This is a genomic window from Pseudomonas grimontii (genome assembly GCF_007858185.1).
GTDB classification, from domain to species: domain Bacteria; phylum Pseudomonadota; class Gammaproteobacteria; order Pseudomonadales; family Pseudomonadaceae; genus Aquipseudomonas; species Aquipseudomonas grimontii.
Genome location: NZ_VFES01000010.1, coordinates 96,539 through 119,540, shown reverse-complemented (window position 1 = coordinate 119,540; position 23,002 = coordinate 96,539). Strand labels below are relative to the sequence as shown.

Annotated in this window: 22 protein-coding genes; 11 read left to right on the top strand and 11 right to left on the bottom strand. The window is 61.1% G+C overall.

Features of this window, described 5'->3' with window-relative positions:
* Positions 1–4: 4 nt before the first annotated feature.
* Genes FIV39_RS16975 through FIV39_RS16965 form a run of 3 tightly spaced genes read left to right on the top strand, consistent with a single transcriptional unit; the run spans position 5 to position 2,966 of the window.
* Positions 5–541 (top strand): hypothetical protein, encoded by a 537-nt coding sequence (locus tag FIV39_RS16975; protein WP_090401734.1) that lies wholly within the window; start codon positions 5–7, stop codon positions 539–541.
* On the top strand, positions 538–1,029 hold the full coding sequence (locus tag FIV39_RS16970) for a hypothetical protein (RefSeq protein ID WP_090401733.1): 492 nt from the start codon (positions 538–540) through the stop codon (positions 1,027–1,029). Before FIV39_RS16975 ends, FIV39_RS16970 begins: the two co-directional genes overlap by 4 nt.
* A 17-nt stretch (positions 1,030–1,046) precedes the next feature.
* On the top strand, positions 1,047–2,966 hold the full coding sequence (locus FIV39_RS16965) for a secretin N-terminal domain-containing protein (RefSeq protein WP_090401732.1): 1,920 nt from the start codon (positions 1,047–1,049) through the stop codon (positions 2,964–2,966).
* 136 nt (positions 2,967–3,102) lie between these two features.
* Here the strand turns inward: FIV39_RS16965 and etfB are convergent, their stop codons facing one another.
* From etfB to FIV39_RS16935, 6 genes are all read right to left on the bottom strand, one after another.
* The gene (etfB, locus tag FIV39_RS16960) at positions 3,103–3,873 is read right to left on the bottom strand and encodes an electron transfer flavoprotein subunit beta (protein ID WP_090409857.1); all 771 of its coding nucleotides are present in this window, start codon (positions 3,871–3,873) and stop codon (positions 3,103–3,105) included.
* 10 nt (positions 3,874–3,883) lie between these two features.
* Positions 3,884–5,104 carry an electron transfer flavoprotein subunit alpha gene (etfA, locus tag FIV39_RS16955; protein WP_090401731.1) on the bottom strand — a complete coding sequence of 407 codons (1,221 nt, stop codon included), beginning with the start codon at positions 5,102–5,104 and terminating at the stop codon, positions 3,884–3,886.
* Positions 5,104–7,047, bottom strand: coding sequence for a dimethylglycine demethylation protein DgcB (gene dgcB, locus FIV39_RS16950; protein ID WP_090401730.1), 1,944 nt, complete (start codon positions 7,045–7,047; stop codon positions 5,104–5,106). Before dgcB ends, etfA begins: the two co-directional genes overlap by 1 nt.
* A gap of 113 nt (positions 7,048–7,160) precedes the next feature.
* Positions 7,161–9,221 (bottom strand): dimethylglycine demethylation protein DgcA, encoded by a 2,061-nt coding sequence (gene dgcA, locus FIV39_RS16945; protein WP_053130936.1) that lies wholly within the window; start codon positions 9,219–9,221, stop codon positions 7,161–7,163.
* A 15-nt stretch (positions 9,222–9,236) separates the two neighbouring features.
* Positions 9,237–9,767, bottom strand: coding sequence for a DUF5943 domain-containing protein (locus tag FIV39_RS16940; RefSeq protein WP_010565965.1), 531 nt, complete (start codon positions 9,765–9,767; stop codon positions 9,237–9,239).
* A 51-nt stretch (positions 9,768–9,818) separates the two neighbouring features.
* Positions 9,819–10,796, bottom strand: a complete 978-nt coding sequence (locus tag FIV39_RS16935) for a dipeptidase (protein ID WP_010207105.1) — start codon at positions 10,794–10,796, stop codon at positions 9,819–9,821.
* Between the two features lie 221 nt (positions 10,797–11,017).
* On the opposite strand from FIV39_RS16935, the gene FIV39_RS16930 reads away from it, so the two are divergent.
* Both FIV39_RS16930 and FIV39_RS16925 read left to right on the top strand, forming a co-directional pair.
* Entirely contained in the window at positions 11,018–11,419 is a 402-nt protein-coding gene (locus FIV39_RS16930; RefSeq protein WP_027606004.1) for a lysozyme inhibitor LprI family protein, read from the top strand.
* A gap of 40 nt (positions 11,420–11,459) precedes the next feature.
* On the top strand, positions 11,460–11,876 hold the full coding sequence (locus FIV39_RS16925; protein WP_090401729.1) for a DUF3010 family protein: 417 nt from the start codon (positions 11,460–11,462) through the stop codon (positions 11,874–11,876).
* A gap of 124 nt (positions 11,877–12,000) precedes the next feature.
* Here FIV39_RS16925 and FIV39_RS16920 read toward each other — a convergent pair whose 3' ends face one another.
* Together FIV39_RS16920 and FIV39_RS16915 are read right to left on the bottom strand one after the other, a co-directional pair.
* Positions 12,001–13,179 (bottom strand): AAA family ATPase, encoded by a 1,179-nt coding sequence (locus FIV39_RS16920; RefSeq protein ID WP_090401728.1) that lies wholly within the window; start codon positions 13,177–13,179, stop codon positions 12,001–12,003.
* A gap of 68 nt (positions 13,180–13,247) precedes the next feature.
* A complete protein-coding gene (locus FIV39_RS16915; protein WP_090401727.1) occupies positions 13,248–14,192 on the bottom strand; it encodes a GlxA family transcriptional regulator in 945 nt (314 codons plus the stop codon).
* Between the two features lie 194 nt (positions 14,193–14,386).
* Here FIV39_RS16915 and FIV39_RS16910 point away from each other — a divergent pair, with 194 nt between their 5' ends.
* The 5 genes from FIV39_RS16910 to FIV39_RS16890 all read left to right on the top strand — a co-directional run bounded on the left by FIV39_RS16910 (position 14,387) and on the right by FIV39_RS16890 (position 19,072).
* Positions 14,387–15,331: a choline ABC transporter substrate-binding protein gene (locus tag FIV39_RS16910; protein WP_090401726.1), complete on the top strand. Its 945-nt coding sequence runs from the start codon at positions 14,387–14,389 to the stop codon at positions 15,329–15,331.
* A gap of 73 nt (positions 15,332–15,404) precedes the next feature.
* Positions 15,405–16,292 (top strand): BKACE family enzyme, encoded by an 888-nt coding sequence (locus FIV39_RS16905; protein ID WP_090401725.1) that lies wholly within the window; start codon positions 15,405–15,407, stop codon positions 16,290–16,292.
* A 154-nt stretch (positions 16,293–16,446) separates the two neighbouring features.
* Positions 16,447–17,412, top strand: coding sequence for an L-carnitine dehydrogenase (locus FIV39_RS16900; RefSeq protein ID WP_090401724.1), 966 nt, complete (start codon positions 16,447–16,449; stop codon positions 17,410–17,412).
* Positions 17,413–17,425: 13 nt separating this feature from the next.
* The gene (locus tag FIV39_RS16895; protein ID WP_090401723.1) at positions 17,426–17,902 is read left to right on the top strand and encodes a thioesterase family protein; all 477 of its coding nucleotides are present in this window, start codon (positions 17,426–17,428) and stop codon (positions 17,900–17,902) included.
* A 9-nt stretch (positions 17,903–17,911) separates the two neighbouring features.
* A complete protein-coding gene (locus FIV39_RS16890; RefSeq protein ID WP_090401722.1) occupies positions 17,912–19,072 on the top strand; it encodes a gamma-butyrobetaine dioxygenase in 1,161 nt (386 codons plus the stop codon).
* 26 nt (positions 19,073–19,098) lie between these two features.
* Here the strand turns inward: FIV39_RS16890 and FIV39_RS16885 are convergent, their stop codons facing one another.
* A complete protein-coding gene (locus tag FIV39_RS16885) occupies positions 19,099–19,701 on the bottom strand; it encodes a hypothetical protein (protein ID WP_090401721.1) in 603 nt (200 codons plus the stop codon).
* Positions 19,698–20,987, bottom strand: coding sequence for an AAA family ATPase (locus FIV39_RS16880; RefSeq protein WP_090401720.1), 1,290 nt, complete (start codon positions 20,985–20,987; stop codon positions 19,698–19,700). Before FIV39_RS16880 ends, FIV39_RS16885 begins: the two co-directional genes overlap by 4 nt.
* 432 nt (positions 20,988–21,419) lie before the next feature.
* On the opposite strand from FIV39_RS16880, the gene FIV39_RS16875 reads away from it, so the two are divergent.
* Positions 21,420–21,683 carry a hypothetical protein gene (locus FIV39_RS16875; RefSeq protein WP_090401719.1) on the top strand — a complete coding sequence of 88 codons (264 nt, stop codon included), beginning with the start codon at positions 21,420–21,422 and terminating at the stop codon, positions 21,681–21,683.
* Positions 21,684–21,787: 104 nt separating this feature from the next.
* On the opposite strand, the gene gbdR is transcribed toward FIV39_RS16875, so the two are convergent.
* Complete coding sequence (gene gbdR, locus FIV39_RS16870) at positions 21,788–22,891, bottom strand: choline metabolism transcriptional regulator GbdR (protein WP_003176586.1); 1,104 nt, start codon at positions 22,889–22,891, stop codon at positions 21,788–21,790.
* Between the last annotated feature and the right edge of the window lie 111 nt (positions 22,892–23,002).

Genomic DNA, 23,002 nt, shown 5'->3' with positions numbered 1-23,002 from the left:
GCCCATGGACGTACTGACTCGCCATCTCCCGCGCCTGCGCTGGCACCTGATGCAATGGCAGCAACGCCTGGGCTTTTGGGGGCTGCTGGCATTGGGGCTGATGGCGACAACGTTGCTGATCGAAGTCACAGTGATTCACCCGGCAGGCATTGCCGACAGTCAACGGCGCCAGGAACTGGAGGCCGGGATCGCCGAGCAACCCGAGGATGTGCAGGTGACCGAACCGACCGTGGTCGAGCGCCTGCCCAGTGCAGAGGACTTTGCTCCACGCCTGGAAAAGCTGCTGGGCGTCCTTACTCAACACGGTTTTATCATCGAACAGACCACCCTCGCCTACTCCGCCCCCGGCGACACCGGGCTGCAACGCCTGGACGTGGACATTCCCCTCAGCGGCCCCTACATCTTGCTGCGCGATGCCCTGGTCGACGTCGCCAATGAGCCAGCCGTGCGCATCGAACGCCTGACCCTGGAGCGCAAGGAAATCACCAGCGGCATGTTGAACATTAACCTCAAGGTGAGTGTGCTGGGGGTGGTGGAATGAGGTTGCCACTGTATCTGCGCGTGCTGTTGCTGCTGACCTTGATCGGCTGCGGCTGGCTGTTCTGGCAGGACACTGCGGACAGTCCCACACACTCCCCGGTGCCAGTGATCGCCCGGCCTGTGCAAGCGCCCTCGGCACCGGTCGCCGCCCCCCCGGCGGCGGTGGCTGAAGCCGTCGACCTGTTCCCCGCCCAGACCTGGACACCTGCACCACCGCCCATACCGGTCGACACCTCAGCGCCCAAGCCACCCCCGCTGCCCTTCACCGTGAGCGCGCAGTGGCGCTACGAGAACCAAGCGAAAATCGTCGTACTGCGCGGCAATGGCAGCCAGTACACGCTGTGCAACCGCTGTGCGGTACCCGGTCGCATCGTGCCCGGCAAGATGCTCGACGCGCACTACCGGCTCGACAAACTCACCGATACCACCGTGGTGCTGACCTACATGCCGCTCAAGCATGTCAGCATCTTGCGGCTGGACACTCACTGACCGGGCAGGACACGATCATGGCGATACGTACGTGGATTCCCTTGAGCCTGGCCATGGCCTTGCTCAGCGCCTGCCAGACCCAACGGGCGATCGAGGAAAGCGACGAGTTGCGCCAGAAGGGCGACATCATCCGCTCGGTCGAAGTGCTGCAAGCCGAAGCCAAACAAGCCCCCGACGACGTGCAATTGCGCACCGCCAACTTCAGCAAGTTGGAATTGCTGGTCGCCCAATACAGCCGCGAGGCCAGCACCGCGCTGATGCGTGGCGACGATGCCAGCGCCATTCGCGCCCTGGAAACCATCCTCAAGTACGACCCCAGCAATCTCGGGGCGCGCCAGGAAATCCAGAACATCCAGGCGATGAAACAGCTGCGCCCGCAACTGGCACAGGCCTACGCAATGAAGCGCTCCAACCCGGTGGAAGCACTCAACCTGGTGCGCCGGATCATCGCGCAAAAGCCCAACTACCGCGAGGCCCTGGACTTTCGCAATGCCCTGACCCGCGAACTGGTGAGCGCCGACTACCTCAGCGCCGATCTCTCCGAGGCCATGCGCAAACCCTTGAGCCTGGAATTCAGCGCGCAAAGCCTGACCACGATTTTCGAGACCATTGCGCGCCTGTCAGGGGTCAATTTTGTCATCGACAAAGACGTCAACCCCAGTGCCTCCGCGAGCATGACCGCAAGTCGAACCACCGCCGAAGACGCGCTGAACCTGCTGCTGACCACCCAAGGGCTGGACAAGAAAATCCTCAACGCCAACACCATCCTGGTTTACCCCCGACGCCCGGACAAAGAACGCGAATACCGCGAGTTGGCCGTACGCACCTTCTACCTCAGCCATGGCGACCCCAAGGTCATCGCCGCCGAGATCAAGCAAGTGCTCAAGCCCAAGGAGGTGTTGGTGGACGAACGCCTCAACGCAGTGATTGTGCGCGATGGCCTGGACACCCTGAGCGCCGTGGAAAAACTGGTGGAAGCCATTGATATCGCGCAGTCGGAAGTGACCATCGACATCCAGGTGCTGGAGGTCAGCCTGACCGACGAGTTGAACCTGGGCATCCAGTACCCGGAGAGCATCGGCTTATCCGTGGGCAACCTCGCCAACGTACCTGCCGGCATGGCGGGCATCCCGCTCAGCGCGTTGCGTGGGATCAATGGCGACAACATCCTGCTCGATTCGGGTAGCACCTCGGCACGTATCAATATGCTGCAACGCAGCGGCAACACCGTAACCCTGGCCAACCCCAGGGTGCGGGTGCGCAACCGTGAAGAGGCCCAGGTGAACATCGGCGACAAGATCCCGGTGGTCACCACCACCACCGCCAACCAGATCACCACCTCGTCGGTGTCTTACCAGGACGTGGGGCTGCAGATCACCGTCAAGCCCAACATCAGCCTGAGCGATGAGGTGAACCTGGAGTTGAACGTGGAAATGAGCCATATCACCAAGCGCATTCCCGGCTCGGAACATGTACCGGCTACTTTCGAACTCGGCTCACGGGCCACCAAGACCTTGCTGACCGCGCGCAACAATGAAACCCAGATCGTCTCGGGGCTGATCCGCACGGCGGATGTCGACGAGGGCTCGGGTTTGCCGTGGTTGAGCCAGATCCCGTGGATCGGCAAGAAGCTGTTCGGCACCAACCAGAACACCCAGCAGAAAACCGAGATCATCCTGCTGCTGACGCCGAGGATCGAACGCAACCTGGACCTGCCGATTGCCCAGATCAGTACCTTCCACAGCGGCACCGAAGCGCGCAGTTCGACCCAGGGCATGATCCTGCGCGACACCACCGAAAAAATGATCCTCAAGCCGATTGGGGGCGACCCTACACCGGCGCTGCCACCGCCGATGCAACAGCCGGATGCCACCTGGCAACCCCTGCCGCCACCGCTGCCGGACCTGGTGCCCAAACCGGCACCGGCTGCCCCGTAACCTCAGATCCTGATGGAGATCAAACTGTGGGAGGGGGCTTGCTCCCGATTGCAGTGTGTCAGTCTCAGTAGCTGTAACTGATCCACCGCTATCGGGGGCAAACCCCCTCCCACATTGGTTTTGCAGTGTTGGTGGGTTAGCGCACTACGCCTTCTTCTATGAGCAACTTGAGAATGGCTTGGGCGCCTTCCTCGGCGCTTACACCCTTGAGCACCTGCCCACCGCCGCCACTGGCCTTGGCCGTGGCCGCCTTCATGCGGTCGGCGCCGCTCTTGGCCTTGATCACCTTGAGGCGCTTGGGACGAGGCTTAGCCGGTTGCAGCACCGCGCCTGTGAATAACTCATCGGCTTCAATTTCGACCTCATGGGCCGCCAACTCACCGCGCTGCGCCGGGCCGTAGGCGCTCTGCCGAGGCTTGGGCGCGGCGTTGTCCACCGTGGCCAGAAACGGCAAGCGCACCTTCAAGCGCCGCCGCTGCCCACGCGGCAAGGCTTGCAGCACATGAGCAACGCCGCCGTCGATGGACTCCACCTCCGCCAACCCGACAATCAGCGGCCAGCCCAATTGTTCTGCGAGCAGGAACGGCAGCATGCCCGAACCTTCACCGGTTTCGGCCTGGCTGCCGGTGAGCACCACCTGGGCGCCGGCCTCGCGCAGGTAGTCACTGAGCACCGGCAACGCATCCGCGCCGGCCGGTTGCTCCAGCACATGCAGTTGCGGCAACCCCATGCCCAGGTAGCTGCGCAGGGTCGGTTCGGCGATATTGCCGGCGTGCAACACCTGCAACTTATCCCCGGCCATTTGCAGGCCCAGCTCGACCGCGCGCGCATCCTGTTCGGCGCGGCGTGGCCGACCGGAGGTGGGGTGGGCGCCGATGGACACCAGGCTGATTACATTCGTGGTCATGGTCATGTCCTCAAGCCGCATCGCGCTTGGCGCCGTTGCGGTAGGCCTCGACCGCATCGATCAAGGCTTGCAGAATCGCGGCGCTTTCGCCGATCACCGACAGGTCGGCACGCTTGATCATGTCGCAACCCGGGTCGAGGTTGATCGCCACCACCTTGTCGCAGGCACCGATGCCTTGCAGGTGCTGGATCGCCCCGGAAATCCCCACGGCCACATACACCCGCGCCGTCACCCACGTACCGCTGGCGCCGACCTGGCGATCACGGGCCATGAAGCCGTCGTCCACCGCTACCCGCGAGGCGCCTTCGGTGGCGCCCAATGCCGCGGCGGTCTGGTGGAACAGCGCCCAGTCCTTCACGCCGTTGCCGCCGGAGAAAATAAACTCGGCCTCGGCCATGGGAATCGCCGCCGGGTCCACCGCCACCGCACCGAGATCCTCGATACGCGGCAGGCTGCGCGCCAGGCTTGTGGATAACTCCACAGGCAATACTTCATGGCGCGTGTCGCTGACCGGATCGGCACATTCGGCGGCGGCCAGAATCAGGCGTGGCAGCGGCCGTGCCAAGTCCTCCCGGCCCGCACCGGCGCGGCCGATGCACTCGTCGCCCTTGATCTGCCAAACGCGAGTGGCCGGGCGTTCCTTGAGGCTGGCGGCAAAACGCCGACCCAACTCACCGCCACCACTGCGGCTGTCGGGCAGCAACCAATGGCGCGGGTTGAACTGGTTATCCACAGCGCGCAAACCCTGCACGCGTTGCTCCGGTGAATAACCGTCGAATTCATGGCCGTCCAGCACCAGCAGGCGATCGACACCAGCCGTGGCAAACGCGCTTTCCTTATGCTCGCCAAACACCACCGCCAACACTGCGCCGTCGCTGCCGGCGAGTTGCCGCGCCAGGCCGAGCAGGTCGCGGTCGTGGCTGCTCAAGCGGCCGCCGACCATGTCCGGCACCACGTTGATGTAGAACGCAGGCGCCGGCACCTGATGCAGCGGCAACTGCACTTCAAGCGCCGCCGTACGCTTGGCCGCACCGCCCTGTTGGGCACCGCTGCGGTCGATGCGCTTGATGCCGTTGGGGCCGATAAAACCGACGCCATGCACGTTCTTGCGGATGATGCCGTTGGGCCCCATCCAACTGTGTTGCACTGGCTGCATCGCCGCATGCAACGGGTGCAGGCGGTTACGGGCGATCCATTCGGCCCGTGGGTCGCGGCGGATAATGTCGCTCATCAGTGCACCTCCGCAGGTTCACGCTTGTTGGGAGCTTTGGCCGGTGCGACGTCTTCGAGCAATGCATCGGCCACCAGCTCGGCGATGTCTTTGATCAACGGGCGCGGTTCAACCACACCTTCGAGCATCGCCGTGCACTGCGGGCAACCTACCGCCACCAGCTCGGCACCGGTTTCGCGGATGTCTTCCATGCGCATGTCGGGAATACGTTGCTTGCCGGGAATGTCGGTGATCGGCGCCCCGCCACCGCCGCCGCAGCAGCGTGAGCGGAAGCCCGAGCGTTGCATCTCCTTGACCTCAATGCCCAAGGCACGCAGCACTTGGCGCGGGGCCTCGTACTCACCGTTGTAGCGGCCCAGGTAGCACGGGTCGTGGTAGGTCACGCTGTTGCCTTTGTGCTGGCCCAGGTTCAGCGCGCCCTCGCCAATCAGCTCGGCCATGAAGGTGCTGTGGTGCTGTACGCGGTAGTTGCCGTTGAAGGCCCCGTACTCGTTTTTCAACACATGGAAGCTGTGCGGATCGCAGGTGACGATGCGCTTGAAGCTGTACTTGGCCAGCGTCTGGATATTGCGTGAAGCCAACAGTTGGAAGGTCGCCTCATCGCCCAGGCGCCGCGCTACGTCGCCGCTGTCGCGCTCTTCCAGGCCAAGTACGGCGAAGTCGACCTTGGCCGCTTTAAGCACTTTGACGAACGCACGCAAGGTGCGTTGGTTGCGCATGTCGAAGGCGCCATCGCCGACCCAGAACAACACGTCGGTGGTGCCCTTGTCACTGAGCAGCGGCAGGTTCAGATCGGCCGCCCAGTTCAGGCGACCGCCCGGTGCAAAGCCGCCGGGGTTGTCGGTGGCGATCAGGTTTTCCAGGACTTCGGCGCCCTTGTTCGGGGTCGCGCCTTTTTCCAGGGTGAGGTAGCGGCGCATGTCGACGATGGCGTCGACGTGCTCGATCATCATCGGGCACTCTTCCACGCAGGCGCGGCAGGTGGTGCACGACCACAAGGTCTCGGCGTCCACCAGGCCGTTGACGATCGGCTGGTGCGGGTTGCCGCTGTGCTCGCCAATCGGTTTACCCGGATAAGGGCTACCGGCAAACTTGGCATCGGTGCCACCGGCCAGGCCGACCACCATGTCCTGGATCAGCTTTTTCGGGTTCAGCGGCTGGCCGGCGGCGAAGGCCGGGCACGCCGCTTCGCACTTGCCGCACTGCACGCAGGCGTCAAAGCCGAGCAGTTGGTTCCAGGTGAAATCCTTGGGTTTTTCCACGCCCAGGGGCGCGGTTTTGTCGCTCAGGTCCAGCGGTTTCAAACCGGTGGAACGGCCACCGCCAAAGCGTTCGGCGCGACGGTGCCAGGCCAGGTGCAGCGCACCGGCGAAGGCGTGCTTCATCGGGCCGCCCCAGGTCATGCCGAAGAACATTTCGGACACGCCCCATAGCACACCCACACTCAGCAGCGCGGCCAGCAGCCAGCCGCCAAAGTCAGCGGGCAGGATCCCGGCCACCGGCAGCGTCACCAGGAAGAAACTCACCGAGAACGCCATCAGGCTTTTCGGCAGGCGCATCCACGGGCCTTTCGACAGGCGCGACGGCGGGTTGCGCCGACGCAGGTAAACGAAGGTGGCGCCGACAAACATCAACACCGACGCCAGCAGCAAGGCGTAGCCGAGGATACGGTTATGCAGGCCAAAGCCATGCACCAGGACCGCCAGCAGCGCCGACAGCACAAAGCCCAGCGCGGTGGCGACGTGGGTGTTGGCGATGTATTTGTCGCGGGCGACCACATGGTGCAGGTCGACCATGTAGCGCTTGGGCATGGCCAGCAGGCCGCCGAGCAGGTCGACCTTGGAGGCACGGCCACGGCGCCACATGTTCACCCGGCGCAGGGCGCCAAGAACGGCAAGAGAAGCAGCCGTAAAGAGAAGGATAGGAAGCACAGTGTTCAACATGCGGAAGCACCTTAGGTGAGCAACAGCGACAAGCTTCAAGCCGCAAGCTAAAGCAGTGCCAGGCACCGGGCTTTGCTCTTGCAGCTCGTAGCTTGCGGCTCGTAGCTATGCCGTCAAAAATCCTTGCAAAGCCGGAGTGCGTCATAGATGGCGGCATGGGTATTTCGCTGCGCCACACAGTCACCGATGCGGAACAGCAAGTACCCATCGCCCGTCTCGCTCAGGCACGGCTGCGGCTTGATCGCGAACAGGGCTTCAACGTCGATCTGGCCCTTGTTGCGCGAACCTTCCTTGAGCCCGTAGTAGATGGCTTCGTCCGGGCGCACGCCGTTTTCGACCACCACCTGGTCCACCACCCGCTCCTCTTTGGCGCCGGTGTATTCGTTCTCCAGCACCGCCACCAGCTTGTCGCCCTCGCGGTAGACCTTTTCCAGCATCATGTCGCCGGTCATGATCACTTCCTTGGGGTACATGCTGCGGTAGTAGGTCGGGAACGACGTACCGCCGATGGCTACGCCCGGCTTGATGTCGTCGGTGACGATTTCCACCTGGCAGCCTTTGTCTGCCAGGAAGTCCGCCACCGACATGCCGGTGAATTCGCAAATGGTGTCGTACACCAGCACGTTCTTGCCCGGCGCGACTTTGCCGTCGAGCACGTCCCAGCTGCTCACCACCAAGCCTTCGGCGGCGCCCCAGTGTTCGTTCTGCTCGATAAACGGATGCCCGCCGACAGCCAGCACCACCACGTCCGGACGCAGGTCCAGGATGGTCTCGGCATCGGCGGCCACGCCCAGGCGCAGGTCGACTTTCAAGCGCGCCAGCTCCAGCTGGAACCAGCGCGTGATACCGGCGATCTGGTCGCGTTGCGGGGCCTTGGAGGCGGTGGTGATTTGCCCGCCGATAAATTCTTTCTTCTCGAGCAGGGTCACGTCGTGGCCACGTTCGGCGGCAACGCGCGCGGCTTCCATCCCCGCAGGGCCGGCACCGACCACCACCACCTTGCGTTTCGGCCCGGTGGACTTCTCGATGATATGCGGCACGCCCATGTATTCACGGGAGGTCGCGGCGTTCTGGATGCACAACACATCCAGGCCCTGGTACTGGCGATCGATGCAATAGTTGGCGCCGACACACTGTTTGATCTGGTCGATCTGGCCCATCTTGATCTTGGCGATCAAGTGCGGGTCGGCGATGTGCGCACGGGTCATGCCGACCATGTCCACATAGCCGCCTTCGAGGATGCGCGTGGCCTGGTTCGGGTCCTTGATGTTCTGCGCGTGCAGCACCGGAACCTTGACCACTTCTTTGATACCGGCCGCCAGGTGCAGGAACGGCTCCGGTGGATAACTCATGTTGGGGATAACGTTGGCCAGGGTGTTGTGCGTGTCGCAGCCCGAGCCGACGACGCCGATGAAATCGAGCATGCCGGTGTCGTCGTAATACTTGGCGATCTGCTTCATGTCCTCGTGGGACAGGCCGTCCGGGTGGAACTCGTCACCGCACAGGCGCATGCCCACGCAGAAGTCGTCACCGACTTCGGCGCGCACGGCTTTCAAGACTTCCAGGCCGAACTTCATGCGGCCTTCGAAGGTGCCGCCCCATTCGTCGGTACGCTTGTTGACCCGTGGGCTCCAGAACTGGTCGATCATGTGCTGGTGCACGGCGGACAGTTCCACACCGTCCAGGCCACCGGCCTTGGCGCGCTTGGCGGCGCTGGCGTAGTTGCCGATCACGCGCCAGATCTCTTCCGGCTCGATGGTCTTGCAGGTGGCGCGGTGCACCGGCTCACGTACGCCGGACGGCGACATCAGGGTCGGCCAGTTAAAGCCATCCCAACGCGAGCGACGGCCCATGTGGGTAATCTGGATCATGATCTTGGCGCCATGCTTGTGCATGGCGTCGGCCAGGTTCTGGAAGTGCGGGATGATGCGGTCGGTGGACAGGTTCACCGAGCTCCACCATTCCTGCGGGCTGTCGATGGCGACCACCGAGGAACCGCCACAGATCGCCAGGCCAATGCCGCCCTTGGCTTTCTCTTCGTAGTACTTCACATAGCGGTCGGTGGTCATGCCGCCGTCGGTGGCATACACCTCGGCGTGGGCGGTACTGAGCACGCGGTTGCGGATGGTCAGTTTGCCGATCTGGATCGGCTGGAACATTGCTTCGAAAGCCATGGCACGGTCCTCGGCTTACAACGGCTTGACGGTGAACAAGCCGTCATCGTGGCCCTCTTCGGAGCCTCCGTAGACTTGTTCGGCCACGGTACGGATGTTGCTGCCACGCGCCTGCAGAATCTGGTCCATGGCGCCGGCAAACCAACCGGTGAACATGTAGTCGACCTTGCGCCCGACCTTGCCGTACACGTAGACGAAGGCCGAGTGTTCGAGCTTGACGCTGGCGGTGCCTTTGTCGAGGTCGATGTCCTGGATCTTGAACAGGCCCCAGCCGCGTTGCGACAGACGCTTCATGTAGTGCTCGAACACCGCGACGCCTTCCAGGCCGTGGCATTCAGCTTCTTTTTCACACCAGTGCCAGGCGGACTTGTAGCCGGCCTTGTAGAGGATCTCGGCATAGGCCTCGGCGCCCAGCACTTCTTCGATACCCATGTGGTTGTTGACGAAGAAGTGGCGCGGTACGTACAGCATCGGCAGGGCGTCGGAAGTCCAGACACCGGTTTCGCTGTCGACTTCGATAGGTAATTGCGGGGCGATCTTGGCCATGGAAACTTAACTCCAGAAAAATTCGTTGTGGTATGCCCAGGGGTGTTTGGCTTATTCGCCCCAAACGTCCTTCAAGACGTTGACCCAGTTCTCGCCCATGATCTTGCGCACTACACGCTCAGGGTGACCGCGTTTGAGCAGGGTCTCGGTGAGGTTGGGGAACTCGCCCACGGTACGGATGCCCAGCGGGTTGATGATCTTGCCGAAGCTGGTCAGGCGGCGGGCGTAGCCCTTGTCATGGGTCAGCATTTCAAAGAAATCCTGGCCATGACCCTGGGTAAAGTCGGTGCCGATGCCGATGGCGTCTTCGCCGACGATGTTCATGGTGTATTCGATGGCTTCGGCGTAGTCGTCGATGGTCGAATCGATGCCCTTGGCCAGGAACGGCGCGAACATGGTCACGCCGACAAAGCCGCCGTGGTCGGCGATGAATTTGAGTTCTTCATCGGATTTGTTGCGTGGGTGTTCTTTAAGACCCGACGGCAGGCAGTGGGAGTAGCACACCGGTTTTTTCGATTCGAGGATGACTTCTTCGCTGGTCTTGGAGCCGACGTGGGACAGGTCGCACATGATGCCGACGCGGTTCATTTCGGCGACGATCTCACGCCCGAAGCCCGACAGGCCGCCGTCGCGCTCGTAGCAACCGGTGCCAACCAGGTTCTGGGTGTTGTAGCACATCTGCACCACGCCCACGCCGAGCTGCTTGAAGATCTCCACATAGCCGAGCTGGTCTTCAAACGCATGGGCGTTCTGGAAGCCGAAGATGATGCCGGTCTTGCCCTGCTCCTTGGCCTTGCGGATGTCGGCGGTGGTTTTCACCGGGATCACCAGGTCGCTGTTCTCGCGGATCAGGGTCTGGCTGGCGACGATGTTGTTGATCGTGGCCTGGAACCCTTCCCACACCGACACGGTGCAGTTCGCGGCGGTGAGGCCACCTTTGCGCATGTCCTCGAACAGGTCGCGGTTCCACTTGGCAATGATCAGCCCGTCGATAACGATGCTGTCGGCGTGCAATTCGGCTGGGCTCATCAGGCGTCCCCTTATTTTGGCGATTCATGCGCCGAATCGTGTGTCGGCGCTTTGGGGCCAGCATATGCCCAGGGGCCGACCGAGCCGGGTGCAAAAACGACAGGGGAATTGCCGAAAGCGTCAATCCGCGACAAAGGCTGTTAAGAGGTGTCTGACTGGCAGCTGTTATTTGTCTTACGCTTGAGCCAGAATTCCTGCATCAACTGATATGAGACGGCGCAATGAAATCGATTTTCCTGGCTTTGGCACTCATCGCAACCGGCGTCCACGCGGCCGAAGACACCGACAGCACGCCGTGCGATGGCATCGAAAACGACAAGCAAACCCTTGAATGCGCCACTTACAACAAAACCACTGCCGAGCAATTGCTCAAGGATAACTATCAGGGTCTGCTGGAACGCATGCATTCCACCTATGGCAGCGATAAGACCAAGCTCGCAGACATTACCGCTCGTCTGAAGGACGCCCAGCAAAAGTGGGAAAAACTGCGTGACGCCGATTGCGCGGTGGACACCTTCCCGGCGGTGACCGGCACCAAGGCCTATGCGATTGCGCAGAATGATTGCCTGGCGCGGATGAGTGATGAGCGGTCGGAGTTTTTGGAGTCGATTGGGCAGGAATAAGCGACAATCCCGCCACTTTCTCTTTGAACCAAGGCCTTTCATGACTATCTGCGGCATCGAAATCAAAGGCAGCGAAGCCATCATCGCTGTCGCTTCACTGGACAACCAGGCGCTGACCCACGTGGCCCTGGCGACCAAGAAAATCGCTCTGGAAGACGACGATGACGCGGCCAACGTCAAAGCCTTTGCCGCCCAGGTGAAGGCATTCGTGCAGGCCCATGCCATCGAACGCATCGCCATCAAGAAGCGCAGCAAAAAAGGCGAGTTCGCCGGTGGCCCGACCACGTTCAAGATCGAAGGGGTGTTTCAACTGCTGGAGGGGGTTGAGGTGACGTTGCTGTCGCCGCAGACCCTCAATGCGCAGAACAAGAAGCACAACTTTGAACTGCCGGCGACACTGAACAAGTATCAGCATGAGGCCTTCAAGACCGCATGCTCCGCCCTGCTGAAGAAATAAGCCACGCCGAAATCCACTGTGGGAGGGGGCTTGCTCCCGATGGTGGTGGATCAGCTTGCTCATGCATTGGCTGACATACCGCTATCGGGAGCAAGCCCCCTCCCACACTGGGTCTGTGGTGTTTTCAGTGGGGTGTATGGCGCTTGTGCCGCAGCCAATCGCCGAACGTTTTGTCCTCCAGGGCATAACCTCCCCGGCTCGACTTCCACACCAGCTCCTTATCGCGCAACGCATCGATGCAGGCCTGGATGGTCTGGGTGCCCGGCACCATGTCGCTGCCCATTTCTTCCAGCGCCTTGCTGACCGCTATCAGTGTGCTGTCGGTAAACGGCGCAAAAGGTTCGTTGTTGTGTGAGCGCTCCACCATCACCTCCAACACCGCACGCTGCGGGATCGTCAGGGCGTTCCAGGCGCTTTCGAATTCGGTCCATACACCCGCGCGCAGCAGTTCGGCGCGACTGTGCAGCAGTTGGCCCAAGTTGCTCGCCTCGCCCAGCTCCAACGCGACTTCACCGATGATCGTGCGCAACATCTCGGGACGCCGACCTACCAGCTCAAACGCCTCATCAATATCAGCCGCGTTGAACTGGTTGGTCTCGGCCAGGTGCGCGTTGAGGTGCACGGTGTAGGCCTGGGTGAACTCTTTGCCGAGCAAGGGAAACGGCGTGATGCTGGAACCGAAGAACGGCTGGCTTTTACCCAATACCAAATGGGCGAGTTTGTCGCGATTGGAGCCGGTAAACACCAGGCGCAAGCCGCTGCCCTCCTCGTCACGGCCTTGGTTGAGCTGGTCCCGCGCGGCCTTCAACGCGAACATCGCATTGATACCTGACTCAGTGGTTAACGCGTGCTGCGCTTCGTCAATCACCAGCACAACGGGTTTTTCTGCAGCACGGTGGAGCAACTCCAACGCTTGGGTCAGCGTCGCACCGGCAGGCAATTGTGGCTTGGTAAAGTCCCAGGAGAGCGTACGCAGAAAGCTTAGTTTCTCGATGCCAATGTTCTTGGCCAGTTTGCGAATGCCCTTTTCATAGGGCACCAGAGCCGCAGCAATAGCGCTGGCAATCAACTCGGCAGGATCTTTCTCTTTGTCAGCCCAGAGATCCACATACACCGCCAGCCAGCCCCGGAGCTGACATTCCGGAATCAAGTCTTCGCGCAGAAAAGTGCTTTTTCCGGTGCGACGAGGCGCCGCGAGAAACAGGCCAGAGGTGAAATCCTGAATACCCGCCCCCACCAAGCCATCGGCAATACTGCTTGCCAGGGCGGGGCGGCGAAACACAAAGCCGCTGTGCTTGGACATGCTTTTATACTCAATTATGGAAAGGACTATAAATTATAGTTGCGAGTATAATTGACTATAATTGCCCGTCAAACCACCTCCCGTCGCCGATCCTCCCTCGGACACTTGGCAAACCTCGCCCGATAACTCCGGGTGAAATACGACGGCGACTCAAACCCGCACGCAATGCTCACCTCCAGCACGCTCATATCGCTCTGGCGCAGTAGCTGCCGGGCTTTTTCCAGGCGCAGGCCGAGGTAGAAGTTGCTCGGGGTGTCGTTCAAATGCAGGCGAAACAGGCGTTCCAACTGGCGCCGGGTGACCTTGATCGCGTCGGCCAACGCCAAGGTGCTCAGGGGCGGTTCGGTGTGCTGCTCCATCTCGCCGATCACGTGCACCAGTTTCTTGTTATTGATGCCGTAGCGCGTGGCGATCTGCATGCGCTGGTGGTCTTTGCGCGGGCGGATGCGGCCAAGTACGAATTGTTCGGAGACCTGGATTGCCAGTTCAGGGCCGTGGGCCTGGGCGATCAGGTCGAGCATCAGGTCGATGGAGGCGGTGCCGCCGGCGCAGGTGATGCGGCGGCGGTCGATCTCGAACAGTTCCTGGGTCACGGTCAGGTGCGGGTACGACTCCTTGAAGGCGTCGATGGCTTCCCAGTGCAGGGTCAGGCGATGACCGTCGAGCAGGCCGGCTTCGGCGAGGACACAGGCGCCGGTGTCGATGGCGCCGAGGGTCACGCCGTCATTGTCCAGACGGCGCAGCCAGTGCTCCAGCGCCGGCGTGGCGAACTGCAGCGGTTCGAAGCCGGCCACCACCAACAGCGTCGCGCCCTTTTTCAACGGCTCCAGCGCGGCGTCGGCGTTGACCGACATGCCATTGCTCGCCAGTACCGCGCCGCCATCGGCGCTCAGCACATGCCAGCGGTACAACTCGCCACGAAAGCGGTTGGCCACGCGCAGCGGCTCCAGCGCGGAAATAAAGCCGATGGCCGAGAACCCCGGCATCAGCAGAAAGTAGAAATCCTGGGACATGGTGGCGCTCTCGTAGGACGGGCAGCGTGGTCACTGTGATACGCCAGTTCAACGGGTCATTCAAGAGCACAGGTCGCCGCAGTGCAAGAGCTGGTCGCCGCCGTGCGTTTCGGCGGGCCCAAAGCTCCGTAACGTGATCCCACGGCGCACAAAGACGCCGGCCCCCACAATAACGATCTGCCGAGGGATCCACCATGAACCGACTGATTCGCCGCTGCGTGCTTGCACTCGGCGCCAGCGCCATCTTGAGCACCAGCGTATTCGCGGCCGACGCCGACTCCTGCCGCAACGTGCGCATGGGCGTGGTGAACTGGACCGACGTCATCGCCACCAGCGCCATGACCCAAGTGTTGCTCGACGGCCTCGGCTATAAGACCAAACAAACCAGCGCCTCCCAGCAAATCATCTTCGCCGGTATCCGCGACCAGCGCCTGGACCTGTTCCTCGGCTACTGGAACCCGCTGATGACCCAGACCATCACGCCGTTCATCGACGCCAAGCAAATCAAGGTCCTCGACAAACCCAGCCTGGAAGACGCCCGCGCCACCCTGGCGGTGCCGACGTACCTGGCGGACAAGGGCCTGAAAACCTTCGCCGACATCGCCAAGTTCGAGAAAGAACTGGGCGGCAAGATCTACGGCATCGAGCCAGGCTCGGGGGCCAACACCCAGATCAAGGCGATGATCGCCAAGAACCAGTTCGGCCTGGGCAAATTCCAGCTGGTGGAATCCAGCGAGGCCGGCATGCTTGCCGCCGTGGACCGTGCGGTACGCCGCAAGGAAGCCGTGGTGTTCTTCGGCTGGGCGCCGCACCCGATGAATGTCAACGTCGCGATGACTTACCTCACCGGCAGCGACGACGCCCTGGGCCCGAACGAAGGCATGGCCACCGTCTGGACCGTCACCTCGCCGACCTACGCCGAACAGTGCCCCAACGTGCACAAGCTGCTGACCAACCTGACCTTCACCGCCGCCGACGAGAGCCGGATGATGCAGCCGTTGCTGGATCACAAGGATGCCCTCGAGTCCGCCAGGCAGTGGCTCAAGGATCACCCGCAAGACCAGGCGCGCTGGCTGGAAGGCGTGACCACCTTCGACGGCAAACCGGCCGCCGCCAACCTGCAACTCACCAGCAAATAACCTGATTCGAACCACCGTGTCGCAGCCGCTCCTGGCTGCGAGCGGCACCACTACGCCTGTAAGGAACCGCCCCATGAACCACGACGTCATCATCACCTGCGCACTCACCGGTGCTGGCGACACGACCGCCAGAAGCCCACACGTGCCGGTCACCCCCAAACAAATCGCCGCCGCCGCCGTGGAAGCCGCCAAGGCCGGTGCCACTGTGGTGCACTGCCATGTGCGCGACCCCGAGACCGGCAAGTTCAGCCGCGACGTCGCCCTGTACCGCGAAGTGATGGAGCGCATCCGCGAGGCTGACATCGACATCATCGTCAACCTCACCGCCGGCATGGGCGGCGACCTCGAGATCGGCGGCGGCGAGAACCCGATGGAATTCGGCCCCAATACCGATCTGGTCGGCCCACTGACCCGCCTGGCCCATGTAGAAGAACTGCTGCCGGAAATCTGCACCCTGGACTGCGGCACCCTGAATTTTGGCGATGGCGACACGATTTACGTCTCCACCCCGGCGCAGCTGAGGGCGGGCGCCAAGCGCATCCAAGAGCTGGGCGTCAAAGCCGAACTGGAAATCTTCGACACCGGCCACCTGTGGTTCGCCAAGCAGATGATCAAGGAAGGCCTGCTCGATAACCCGCTGTTCCAACTGTGCCTGGGCATCCCATGGGGCGCTCCGGCCGACACCACCACGATGAAAGCCATGGTCGACAACCTGCCGGCCGACGCGGTGTGGGCCGGGTTCGGGATCGGCCGTATGCAAATGCCCATGGCCGCACAAGCAGTGCTGCTGGGCGGCAACGTACGGGTCGGCCTGGAAGACAACCTGTGGCTGGACAAGGGCGTACTCGCCACCAACGGCCAACTGGTGGAACGCGCCAGTGAAATTCTCAGCCGCCTGGGCGCACGGGTCATGACCCCGGCGGAAGGCCGCATCAAGATGGGCCTGACCAAGCGCGGCTAACCGAATCAAAAAATGTGGGAGGGGGCTTGCTCCCGATTGCGGTGGATCAGCCAATAGATCCATCAACTGACACACCGCAATCGGGAGCAAGCCCCCTCCCACAGTTTGAGCCGGTTCCCAAAACAGAATGTGTGAATACTTCAGGATCGTCACCATGCGCTTTATCACTGAAATCAAAACCTTCGCCGCCCTCGGCAGCGGTGTCATCGGCAGCGGCTGGGTGTCCCGCGCCCTGGCCCACGGCCTCGATGTGGTCGCCTGGGACCCCGCACCGGGTGCCGAAGCGGCGTTGCGCAAACGCGTCGCCAATGCCTGGGGCGCCCTGGAAAAACAGGGCCTCGCACCCGGCGCATCGCAAGACCGCCTGCGCTTTGTCCCAACCATTGAAGAGTGCGTGAAAGACGCCGACTTCATCCAGGAAAGTGCCCCGGAACGCCTGGAACTGAAACTGGAATTGCACAGCAAGATCAGCGCAGCGGCCAAGCCCAATGCATTGATCGGTTCGAGTACCTCCGGGCTGTTGCCGAGTGAGTTCTACGAGGGCTCGACCCACCCGGAACGCTGCGTGGTCGGCCATCCGTTCAACCCGGTCTATCTGTTGCCGTTGGTGGAAGTGGTCGGCGGCAAGCACACCGCGCCGGCAGCGATCCAGGCCGCGATCAGGGTGTATGAGTCCCTCGGCATGCGCCCGCTGCATGTGCGCAAGGAAGTCCCCGGTTTTATCGCCGACCGCTTGCTCGAAGCGCTGTGGCGCGAGGCGCTGCACCTGGTGAATGACGGCGTGGCCACCACCGGCGAGATCGATGACGCGATTCGCTTTGGCGCCGGCTTGCGCTGGTCGTTCATGGGCACCTTCCTCACCTACACCCTGGCGGGCGGCGATGCGGGTATGCGCCACTTCATGGCGCAGTTCGGCCCGGCGTTGCAGCTGCCGTGGACCTACCTGCCGGCGCCGGAACTGACCGACAAGCTGATCGACGATGTGGTCGATGGCACCAGCGATCAGTTGGGCAAACACAGCATTTCGGCACTGGAACGCTATCGTGATGATTGCCTGCTGGCGGTGCTGGAAGCGGTGAAAACCACCAAAGCCAAGCACGGCATGACCTTCGCCGAATAACGGAACCCTCACCATGCCTGCGCTGACCACCTACACCACCCCAGTCCTTGCCGACTGGGTCGACTACAACGGCCACCTGCGCGACGCGTACTACCTGCTGATCTTCAGCTACGCCACCGACGCGCTGATGGACACCCTCGGCTTGGACAGCGACAACCGCGAAACCAGCGGCCATTCGCTGTTCACCCTGGAACTGCACCTGAACTACTTGCACGAGGTGAAACTCGGCGCCGAAGTGGAAGTGCACACGCAACTGATCGCCCACGACGCCAAGCGCCTGCACCTCTATCACAGCCTGCATTTGGTGGGCGATGAGAAAGAACTCGCCGGCAACGAACAGATGCTGCTGCACGTCGACCTGGCCGGTCCGCATTCGGCGCCGTTTGCCGAGGCGACGTTGGACAAACTCGTTGCGATCAGCGCTGAACAAGCCGACCTGCCAAGGCCCGCCCTCCTCGGCCGAGTGATTGCACTGCCACCGAAAAAATAAGGAGCCATCATGCAAACCGCCGCCGCCGTTGCCGATTTCCGTACTTACCCCAAGCTCTGCGACCTCGCCGATGCACAGGTGCTGGACGATCAGATTCGCGTGCAATGGGCCGATGGCCGGGTCAGCCCGTTTCATCATCAGTGGCTGCGGGACAACTGCCCGTGCACGCACTGTGTGTACAGCGTCACCCGCGAGCAGGTGCTGGAAATTGTCGATGTGGATGAAAACCTCAGCGCCATCAGCGCGCGTATCGACCAAGGTTTTCTCAGCGTGCAATGGCACGGTGGTCATCACAGCCAGTACGATCCCGGCTGGCTGCGGGCCCATGCCTACGACGAGGAATCCCGCGCCGAACGCCGGGCGGCGAAACCCACATCCCGGCTCTGGGACAACACGTTCGAACTGCCCATATTCGACTACGCGGCGGTCATGCAAGACCCAGAGGCGCTGCTGCAATGGCTGCTGGCCTTGCGTGACTCTGGCCTGACGCAAATGCGCGGCGTGCCCACCGAATCGGGCTCTCTGGCACCGATTGCGCAGCGCATTTCGTTTATCCGCGAGAGCAATTTCGGCGTGCTGTTCAACGTGCAATCCAAGGCCGATGCCGACAGCAATGCCTACACCGCTTTCAACCTGCCCTTGCACAGTGATTTGCCGACCCGGGAGCTGCAACCGGGGCTGCAATTCCTGCATTGCCTGGTCAACGATGCCGACGGCGGCGAGAGTATTTTTGTCGATGGGTTTGCCATCGCCAATGCCCTGCGCGAGGAAGATCCCGAAGCGTTTCGTGCCTTGTGTGAAATACCCGTGGAGTTTCGCAACAAAGACCGTCACAGCGACTACCGCCGCCTCGCGCCGATCATTGCGCTGGATGCCTTGGGGGATGTGGCAGAGATTCGCATGGCCAACTTTTTGCGCGGGCCGTTCGAGACGTCGGTGGCGCAGATGCCGTTGCTGTATCGGGCTTATCGGCGGTTTATCGCAATGACGCGCGAGGCGCGCTTTCGGCTGGTCAAGCGCCTGAACCCGGGTGAGCTGTGGTGCTTCGATAACCGCCGCACGCTGCATGCGCGCAATGCGTTTGATCCCACTTCGGGGGCGCGGCATTTCCAGGGATGCTATATCGATCGGGATGAATTGCTGTCGCGAATCTTCGTGTTGCAGCGCTAGCGTTGGTGATTGTTGCGCTAGGTTGACTATCGCTCTTGATGCGGCGCCTGTGCTGCTTCGAGGGCCTGCTTCTTTTCTACCGCTGCTGCAATAAGAGGAGCCATTTCACGTAGCATGTCTAAATCCCCACTCTTCTCGTAGAGGCTCAGCCATTTGCGGCGAGGCCTCAATATCCGCTCGTCATCTCTGAGCGGAAGTCTTTTCAGCGTATTTTCAGCGCGCTCTCGGAACTCCGCTGGAACAGCGTCAGTTAACACCAGTTGAAGAGACGGCAAACTGATCTCAAACCATCCTTTCTGCACTTCGAATGGGTCCAACAAATCAGCTGCCACCTGCTTACTTTTAGAGCTGTTAATCCATGAATCAATGTATCGATAGTTCAACCACTCGTAAGCGAGCAATGGGTCTTCGTTATAACTGACGCCATGATCGACTGTACCGCTGGGGATATACATCGCAGCATAACCACACCGATCATCGAATCCGTCCGCAAGGGCATGCCTGAAAGGGGACCACAAGTCTCTTGGTCTCTTGGCAAGCGGGTTTGCCTTCAACCAAACCTCGCCTGGTTTTCGACACTTCTCATCAAATTTATCTGGTTCAGGGATCGGGTTCGACACGGGCGTCATTGCTTTTTCCCTTTCGATTCTTTCCCGGACTTTCCTTGGGAAACTATCCATCGTGGCCAAAAATCATCAAGGCCCGGCAAAACACGAACCAACTCTTGATGAATAGCAGACTTCGAATTCAGCTTTTCCGGCAGTTGCTCCTTATCGCCACGCATCCACGCTTCAGCGGCTTCGATTGCTTCTTCTGCTGCTACCGACCGCGCCTGTTGCAAACCAAAAACATCCGACACCAACCAGTTCACCACGTCGCCTTGCTTAGACCACACCTCTTTGGTGACTTTGGCCTGTCCATCCTCAAGGTGAATATTGAAAACCGCATCTTTCTCTTCAATAAACTCAGGCTCGGCAGAGGCCAATACCAACGGAGAATGGGTCGCCACGATCAGTTGTACAGCAACTTTTTCTTGAGTCATCTCCTCTACCACTTTCAGCAGAGCAGGCACGATTCGCCGCTGCCACTGCGGATGCAAATGGCATTCGACTTCGTCAATCAGAAAAATGATCTCCTTAGCAGGATTGACCTTTCGCTGCTTGCAGGCTCGTTTATGACCGTTCCAGGTCCAAACAATCATGTAAGCCAGCGCAGCAATTCGACGCATCCCGGCAGAGGCGTGAACCAACGGCACATCCAAGCCGTAGGACATTCGCAATGTTGGGTATTCGGTCTCGTCCAGAGGACCTATATGGCAAGGCTCGCCAGGCGACAACTTTTCAATACCTGATGGAGACAGCGCATCCAAAGCCACGGTCAACTCTTTGAAAGAGGAGTCCCCCGCGGAGCGCTGCCACCGGACCCAATCATGAATTAAACCATTGCATATATTCGTGCCCTTGTCGGACACGGCACCTTTCCATACTTCGTCTGGAGAAAAGTTAAACGCTCGAATTCTCTCTTCAGTGCCCGCCTGCTGATCAGTCCAATAGTTACGCGCGGGATCCCAAGCAGAAAAGCTGCCGTCCACCCCGGCATAAATAACAATTCCCGGAATAGATGGGCGCGCCTTCGGCTGACGCCAAATACCGTCGTTGAAATGAACCTCACCCGCCTTGTCTCCCGTCGTCACCTTGCTAAACGCAAAACCAATGCTGGCAGAACTGGAGGACTCTCTAGGTAGAGCCTCTGACCCGCGCGCCCACGTGCGCGTCAAGACCCACCAGGCAGCATCCAGCAGGAAGCTTTTGCCAAGACCGTTGTCACCCGTGATGAAATTGAGGCGAGGCGCAAACTCAACCGGACCAAACTGTTCAGCAGGGCCGACACCTTTAAGAGACAAGAGCTTTAGCATTGCATTACCTTTTGATTTGCCTGAAAACCTGGGCTGGCTTAAACGTCAACAACGCCGGTACAAGCCCACCTGCGTAAACAGCATATAGGCATTCTGTGCATTTGAACTGCGGCAATGCTAATGCCAAACAACAACCGCTAGCTATCCCCTCCCCACCCCTCCCTCAAAAACGCATGCCCAAAACAAAAAAGCCCCGGTCCAGCCGTGACTGGATCGGGGCAGAGTGCTTTGTGTGAGCCGTACATCCCGAGGGTGACCAAACCTTCAAGCTGTTTGCTGGTAGCCAGTGTGCCTATTACTTCAATGGGTAAATGACCCGAAAACGACACGTTCATAGCCATCTGAGCCATTCGTGCATTCTGCCCTTGCCGACCGGCCGGGGGCCTACCAGAATCCAAGTCAATCCCCGCTCCCTTCACCAGGATAAACGTCATGATGCATGCGGATTTGATTGACCAGGATGACCTGCTGAGCCAACTGCGCTCGCTGGGTTTCGAGGTGTCCAGCGGCGCCAGCGCCGAACAGGCTTGCGAGTGTGCGGTACGCGGCTTGAGCGAAGCGCGGGCCAAGGCGCTCAAGGGTATGGTTGAGCAGATGTACACCGGCAGTGCGACGATTCTGCCGGCGGTGCGGCAGGCAATCGACAAGCAGTTGTTGCCCGCTTTGGTGCAGTTCAAACAGAATTCAGGCGCCTGACCGACCGCTATCGGGGGCAAGCCCCCTCCCACATCTGGCCATGTTCGTCATGACAACTCGGTCAAATGTGGGAGGGGGCTTGCCCCCGATGCAGTCAACTCGGTTTAAAGCCGTACGCTCGCGAAAGTCGACTCATTGCGCGCCTGGCTCAACGCCGACATCGGTCCTGCCAACGGTGACAACACCAGCGCCTGCGGAATCGGCATCATCGCCACCTGCTGGGTGGTGTTGGAGCCTACGCGCTCATCCCGTGGCGGAATGCCGAAGTATTCGCGGTAGCACTTGGAGAAGTGCGGCGTGGACACAAACCCGCACACCGACGCCACTTCGATGATCGACATCGGCGTTTGCTTGAGCAACTGCCGTGCGCGAATCAGGCGCAGCTTGAGGTAGTAGCGCGACGGCGAACAGTGCAGGTATTTCTGGAACAGCCGCTCCAGCTGGCGACGCGACACGGCGACGTACACCGCCAGTTCGTCCAGGTCGATCGGCTCTTCGAGGTTGGCTTCCATCAGCGCGACGATTTCCTGCAACTTCGGCTGGTTGGTGCCAAGCATGTGCTTGAGCGGCACACGCTGGTGATCCTGTTCATTGCGGATGCGCTCGTACACGAACATTTCGGAGATCGCCGCCGACAGTTCACGGCCGTGGTCGCGGCTGATCAGGTGCAGCATCATGTCCAGCGGCGCGGTGCCGCCCGAACTGGTGAAGCGGTTGCGGTCGAGGGTGAACAGGCGGGTGCTCATCGACACGCGCGGGAAGGCTTCCTGCATCGACGCCAGGCATTCCCAGTGCACGCTGCAATCAAACCCGTCGAGCAGACCGGCGCAGGCCAGCGCCCAACTGCCGGTGCACACCGCGCCAAGGCGGCGGGACTGACGCGCCTGGCTTTGCAGCCACGACACATGTTCACGGGTCACGGTACGCTGGATACCCACGCCGCCGCACACAATCACAGTGTCCAGGGCCGGGGCTTTGTGCATGGAGGCATCGGGGGTGATTTGCAGACCGTCGCTGGCCCACACCTGGTTGCCGTCGACACTCAGGGTTGTCCAGCGATACAGCTCGCGGCCGGACAGCTGGTTAGCCATGCGCAGCGGTTCCACGGCCGAGGCCAGTGAAATCAGCGTGAAATTGTCCAACAGCAAAAAGCCGATGGATTGAGGCGCACGGTTCTGGGGTTGGGCCCCGGAGTTGAACGACGTCATGGCGGTATCTCCTCACACAAAGCGGGTGATGGCCTCAGGCGAGGCTCTTGTTATTGCGCTCTTCATCCGGCAAGGCGAGAGGCTTTGAATTCATAGAGCAAATGCCATGCC

What these genes read in the sequence shown, in the direction of transcription:
- FIV39_RS16910 (WP_090401726.1), top strand. Translation starts at nt 14,387, where the DNA reads ATGAACCGACTGATTCGCCGCTGCGTGCTTGCACTCGGCGCCAGCGCC.
- FIV39_RS16940 (WP_010565965.1), bottom strand. Translation starts at nt 9,767, where the DNA reads ATGGCCAAGATCGCCCCGCAATTACCTATCGAAGTCGACAGCGAAACC.
- FIV39_RS16890 (WP_090401722.1), top strand. Translation starts at nt 17,912, where the DNA reads ATGCAAACCGCCGCCGCCGTTGCCGATTTCCGTACTTACCCCAAGCTC.
- FIV39_RS16935 (WP_010207105.1), bottom strand. Translation starts at nt 10,796, where the DNA reads ATGAGCCCAGCCGAATTGCACGCCGACAGCATCGTTATCGACGGGCTG.
- FIV39_RS16900 (WP_090401724.1), top strand. Translation starts at nt 16,447, where the DNA reads ATGCGCTTTATCACTGAAATCAAAACCTTCGCCGCCCTCGGCAGCGGT.
- etfA (WP_090401731.1), bottom strand. Translation starts at nt 5,104, where the DNA reads ATGAGCGACATTATCCGCCGCGACCCACGGGCCGAATGGATCGCCCGT.
- FIV39_RS16885 (WP_090401721.1), bottom strand. Translation starts at nt 19,701, where the DNA reads ATGACGCCCGTGTCGAACCCGATCCCTGAACCAGATAAATTTGATGAG.
- FIV39_RS16925 (WP_090401729.1), top strand. Translation starts at nt 11,460, where the DNA reads ATGACTATCTGCGGCATCGAAATCAAAGGCAGCGAAGCCATCATCGCT.
- FIV39_RS16905 (WP_090401725.1), top strand. Translation starts at nt 15,405, where the DNA reads ATGAACCACGACGTCATCATCACCTGCGCACTCACCGGTGCTGGCGAC.
- FIV39_RS16930 (WP_027606004.1), top strand. Translation starts at nt 11,018, where the DNA reads ATGAAATCGATTTTCCTGGCTTTGGCACTCATCGCAACCGGCGTCCAC.
- etfB (WP_090409857.1), bottom strand. Translation starts at nt 3,873, where the DNA reads ATGACCACGAATGTAATCAGCCTGGTGTCCATCGGCGCCCACCCCACC.
- FIV39_RS16965 (WP_090401732.1), top strand. Translation starts at nt 1,047, where the DNA reads ATGGCGATACGTACGTGGATTCCCTTGAGCCTGGCCATGGCCTTGCTC.
- dgcA (WP_053130936.1), bottom strand. Translation starts at nt 9,221, where the DNA reads ATGGCTTTCGAAGCAATGTTCCAGCCGATCCAGATCGGCAAACTGACC.
- FIV39_RS16975 (WP_090401734.1), top strand. Translation starts at nt 5, where the DNA reads ATGGACGTACTGACTCGCCATCTCCCGCGCCTGCGCTGGCACCTGATG.
- FIV39_RS16880 (WP_090401720.1), bottom strand. Translation starts at nt 20,987, where the DNA reads ATGCTAAAGCTCTTGTCTCTTAAAGGTGTCGGCCCTGCTGAACAGTTT.
- FIV39_RS16875 (WP_090401719.1), top strand. Translation starts at nt 21,420, where the DNA reads ATGATGCATGCGGATTTGATTGACCAGGATGACCTGCTGAGCCAACTG.
- FIV39_RS16915 (WP_090401727.1), bottom strand. Translation starts at nt 14,192, where the DNA reads ATGTCCCAGGATTTCTACTTTCTGCTGATGCCGGGGTTCTCGGCCATC.
- dgcB (WP_090401730.1), bottom strand. Translation starts at nt 7,047, where the DNA reads ATGTTGAACACTGTGCTTCCTATCCTTCTCTTTACGGCTGCTTCTCTT.
- FIV39_RS16895 (WP_090401723.1), top strand. Translation starts at nt 17,426, where the DNA reads ATGCCTGCGCTGACCACCTACACCACCCCAGTCCTTGCCGACTGGGTC.
- gbdR (WP_003176586.1), bottom strand. Translation starts at nt 22,891, where the DNA reads ATGACGTCGTTCAACTCCGGGGCCCAACCCCAGAACCGTGCGCCTCAA.
- FIV39_RS16970 (WP_090401733.1), top strand. Translation starts at nt 538, where the DNA reads ATGAGGTTGCCACTGTATCTGCGCGTGCTGTTGCTGCTGACCTTGATC.
- FIV39_RS16920 (WP_090401728.1), bottom strand. Translation starts at nt 13,179, where the DNA reads ATGTCCAAGCACAGCGGCTTTGTGTTTCGCCGCCCCGCCCTGGCAAGC.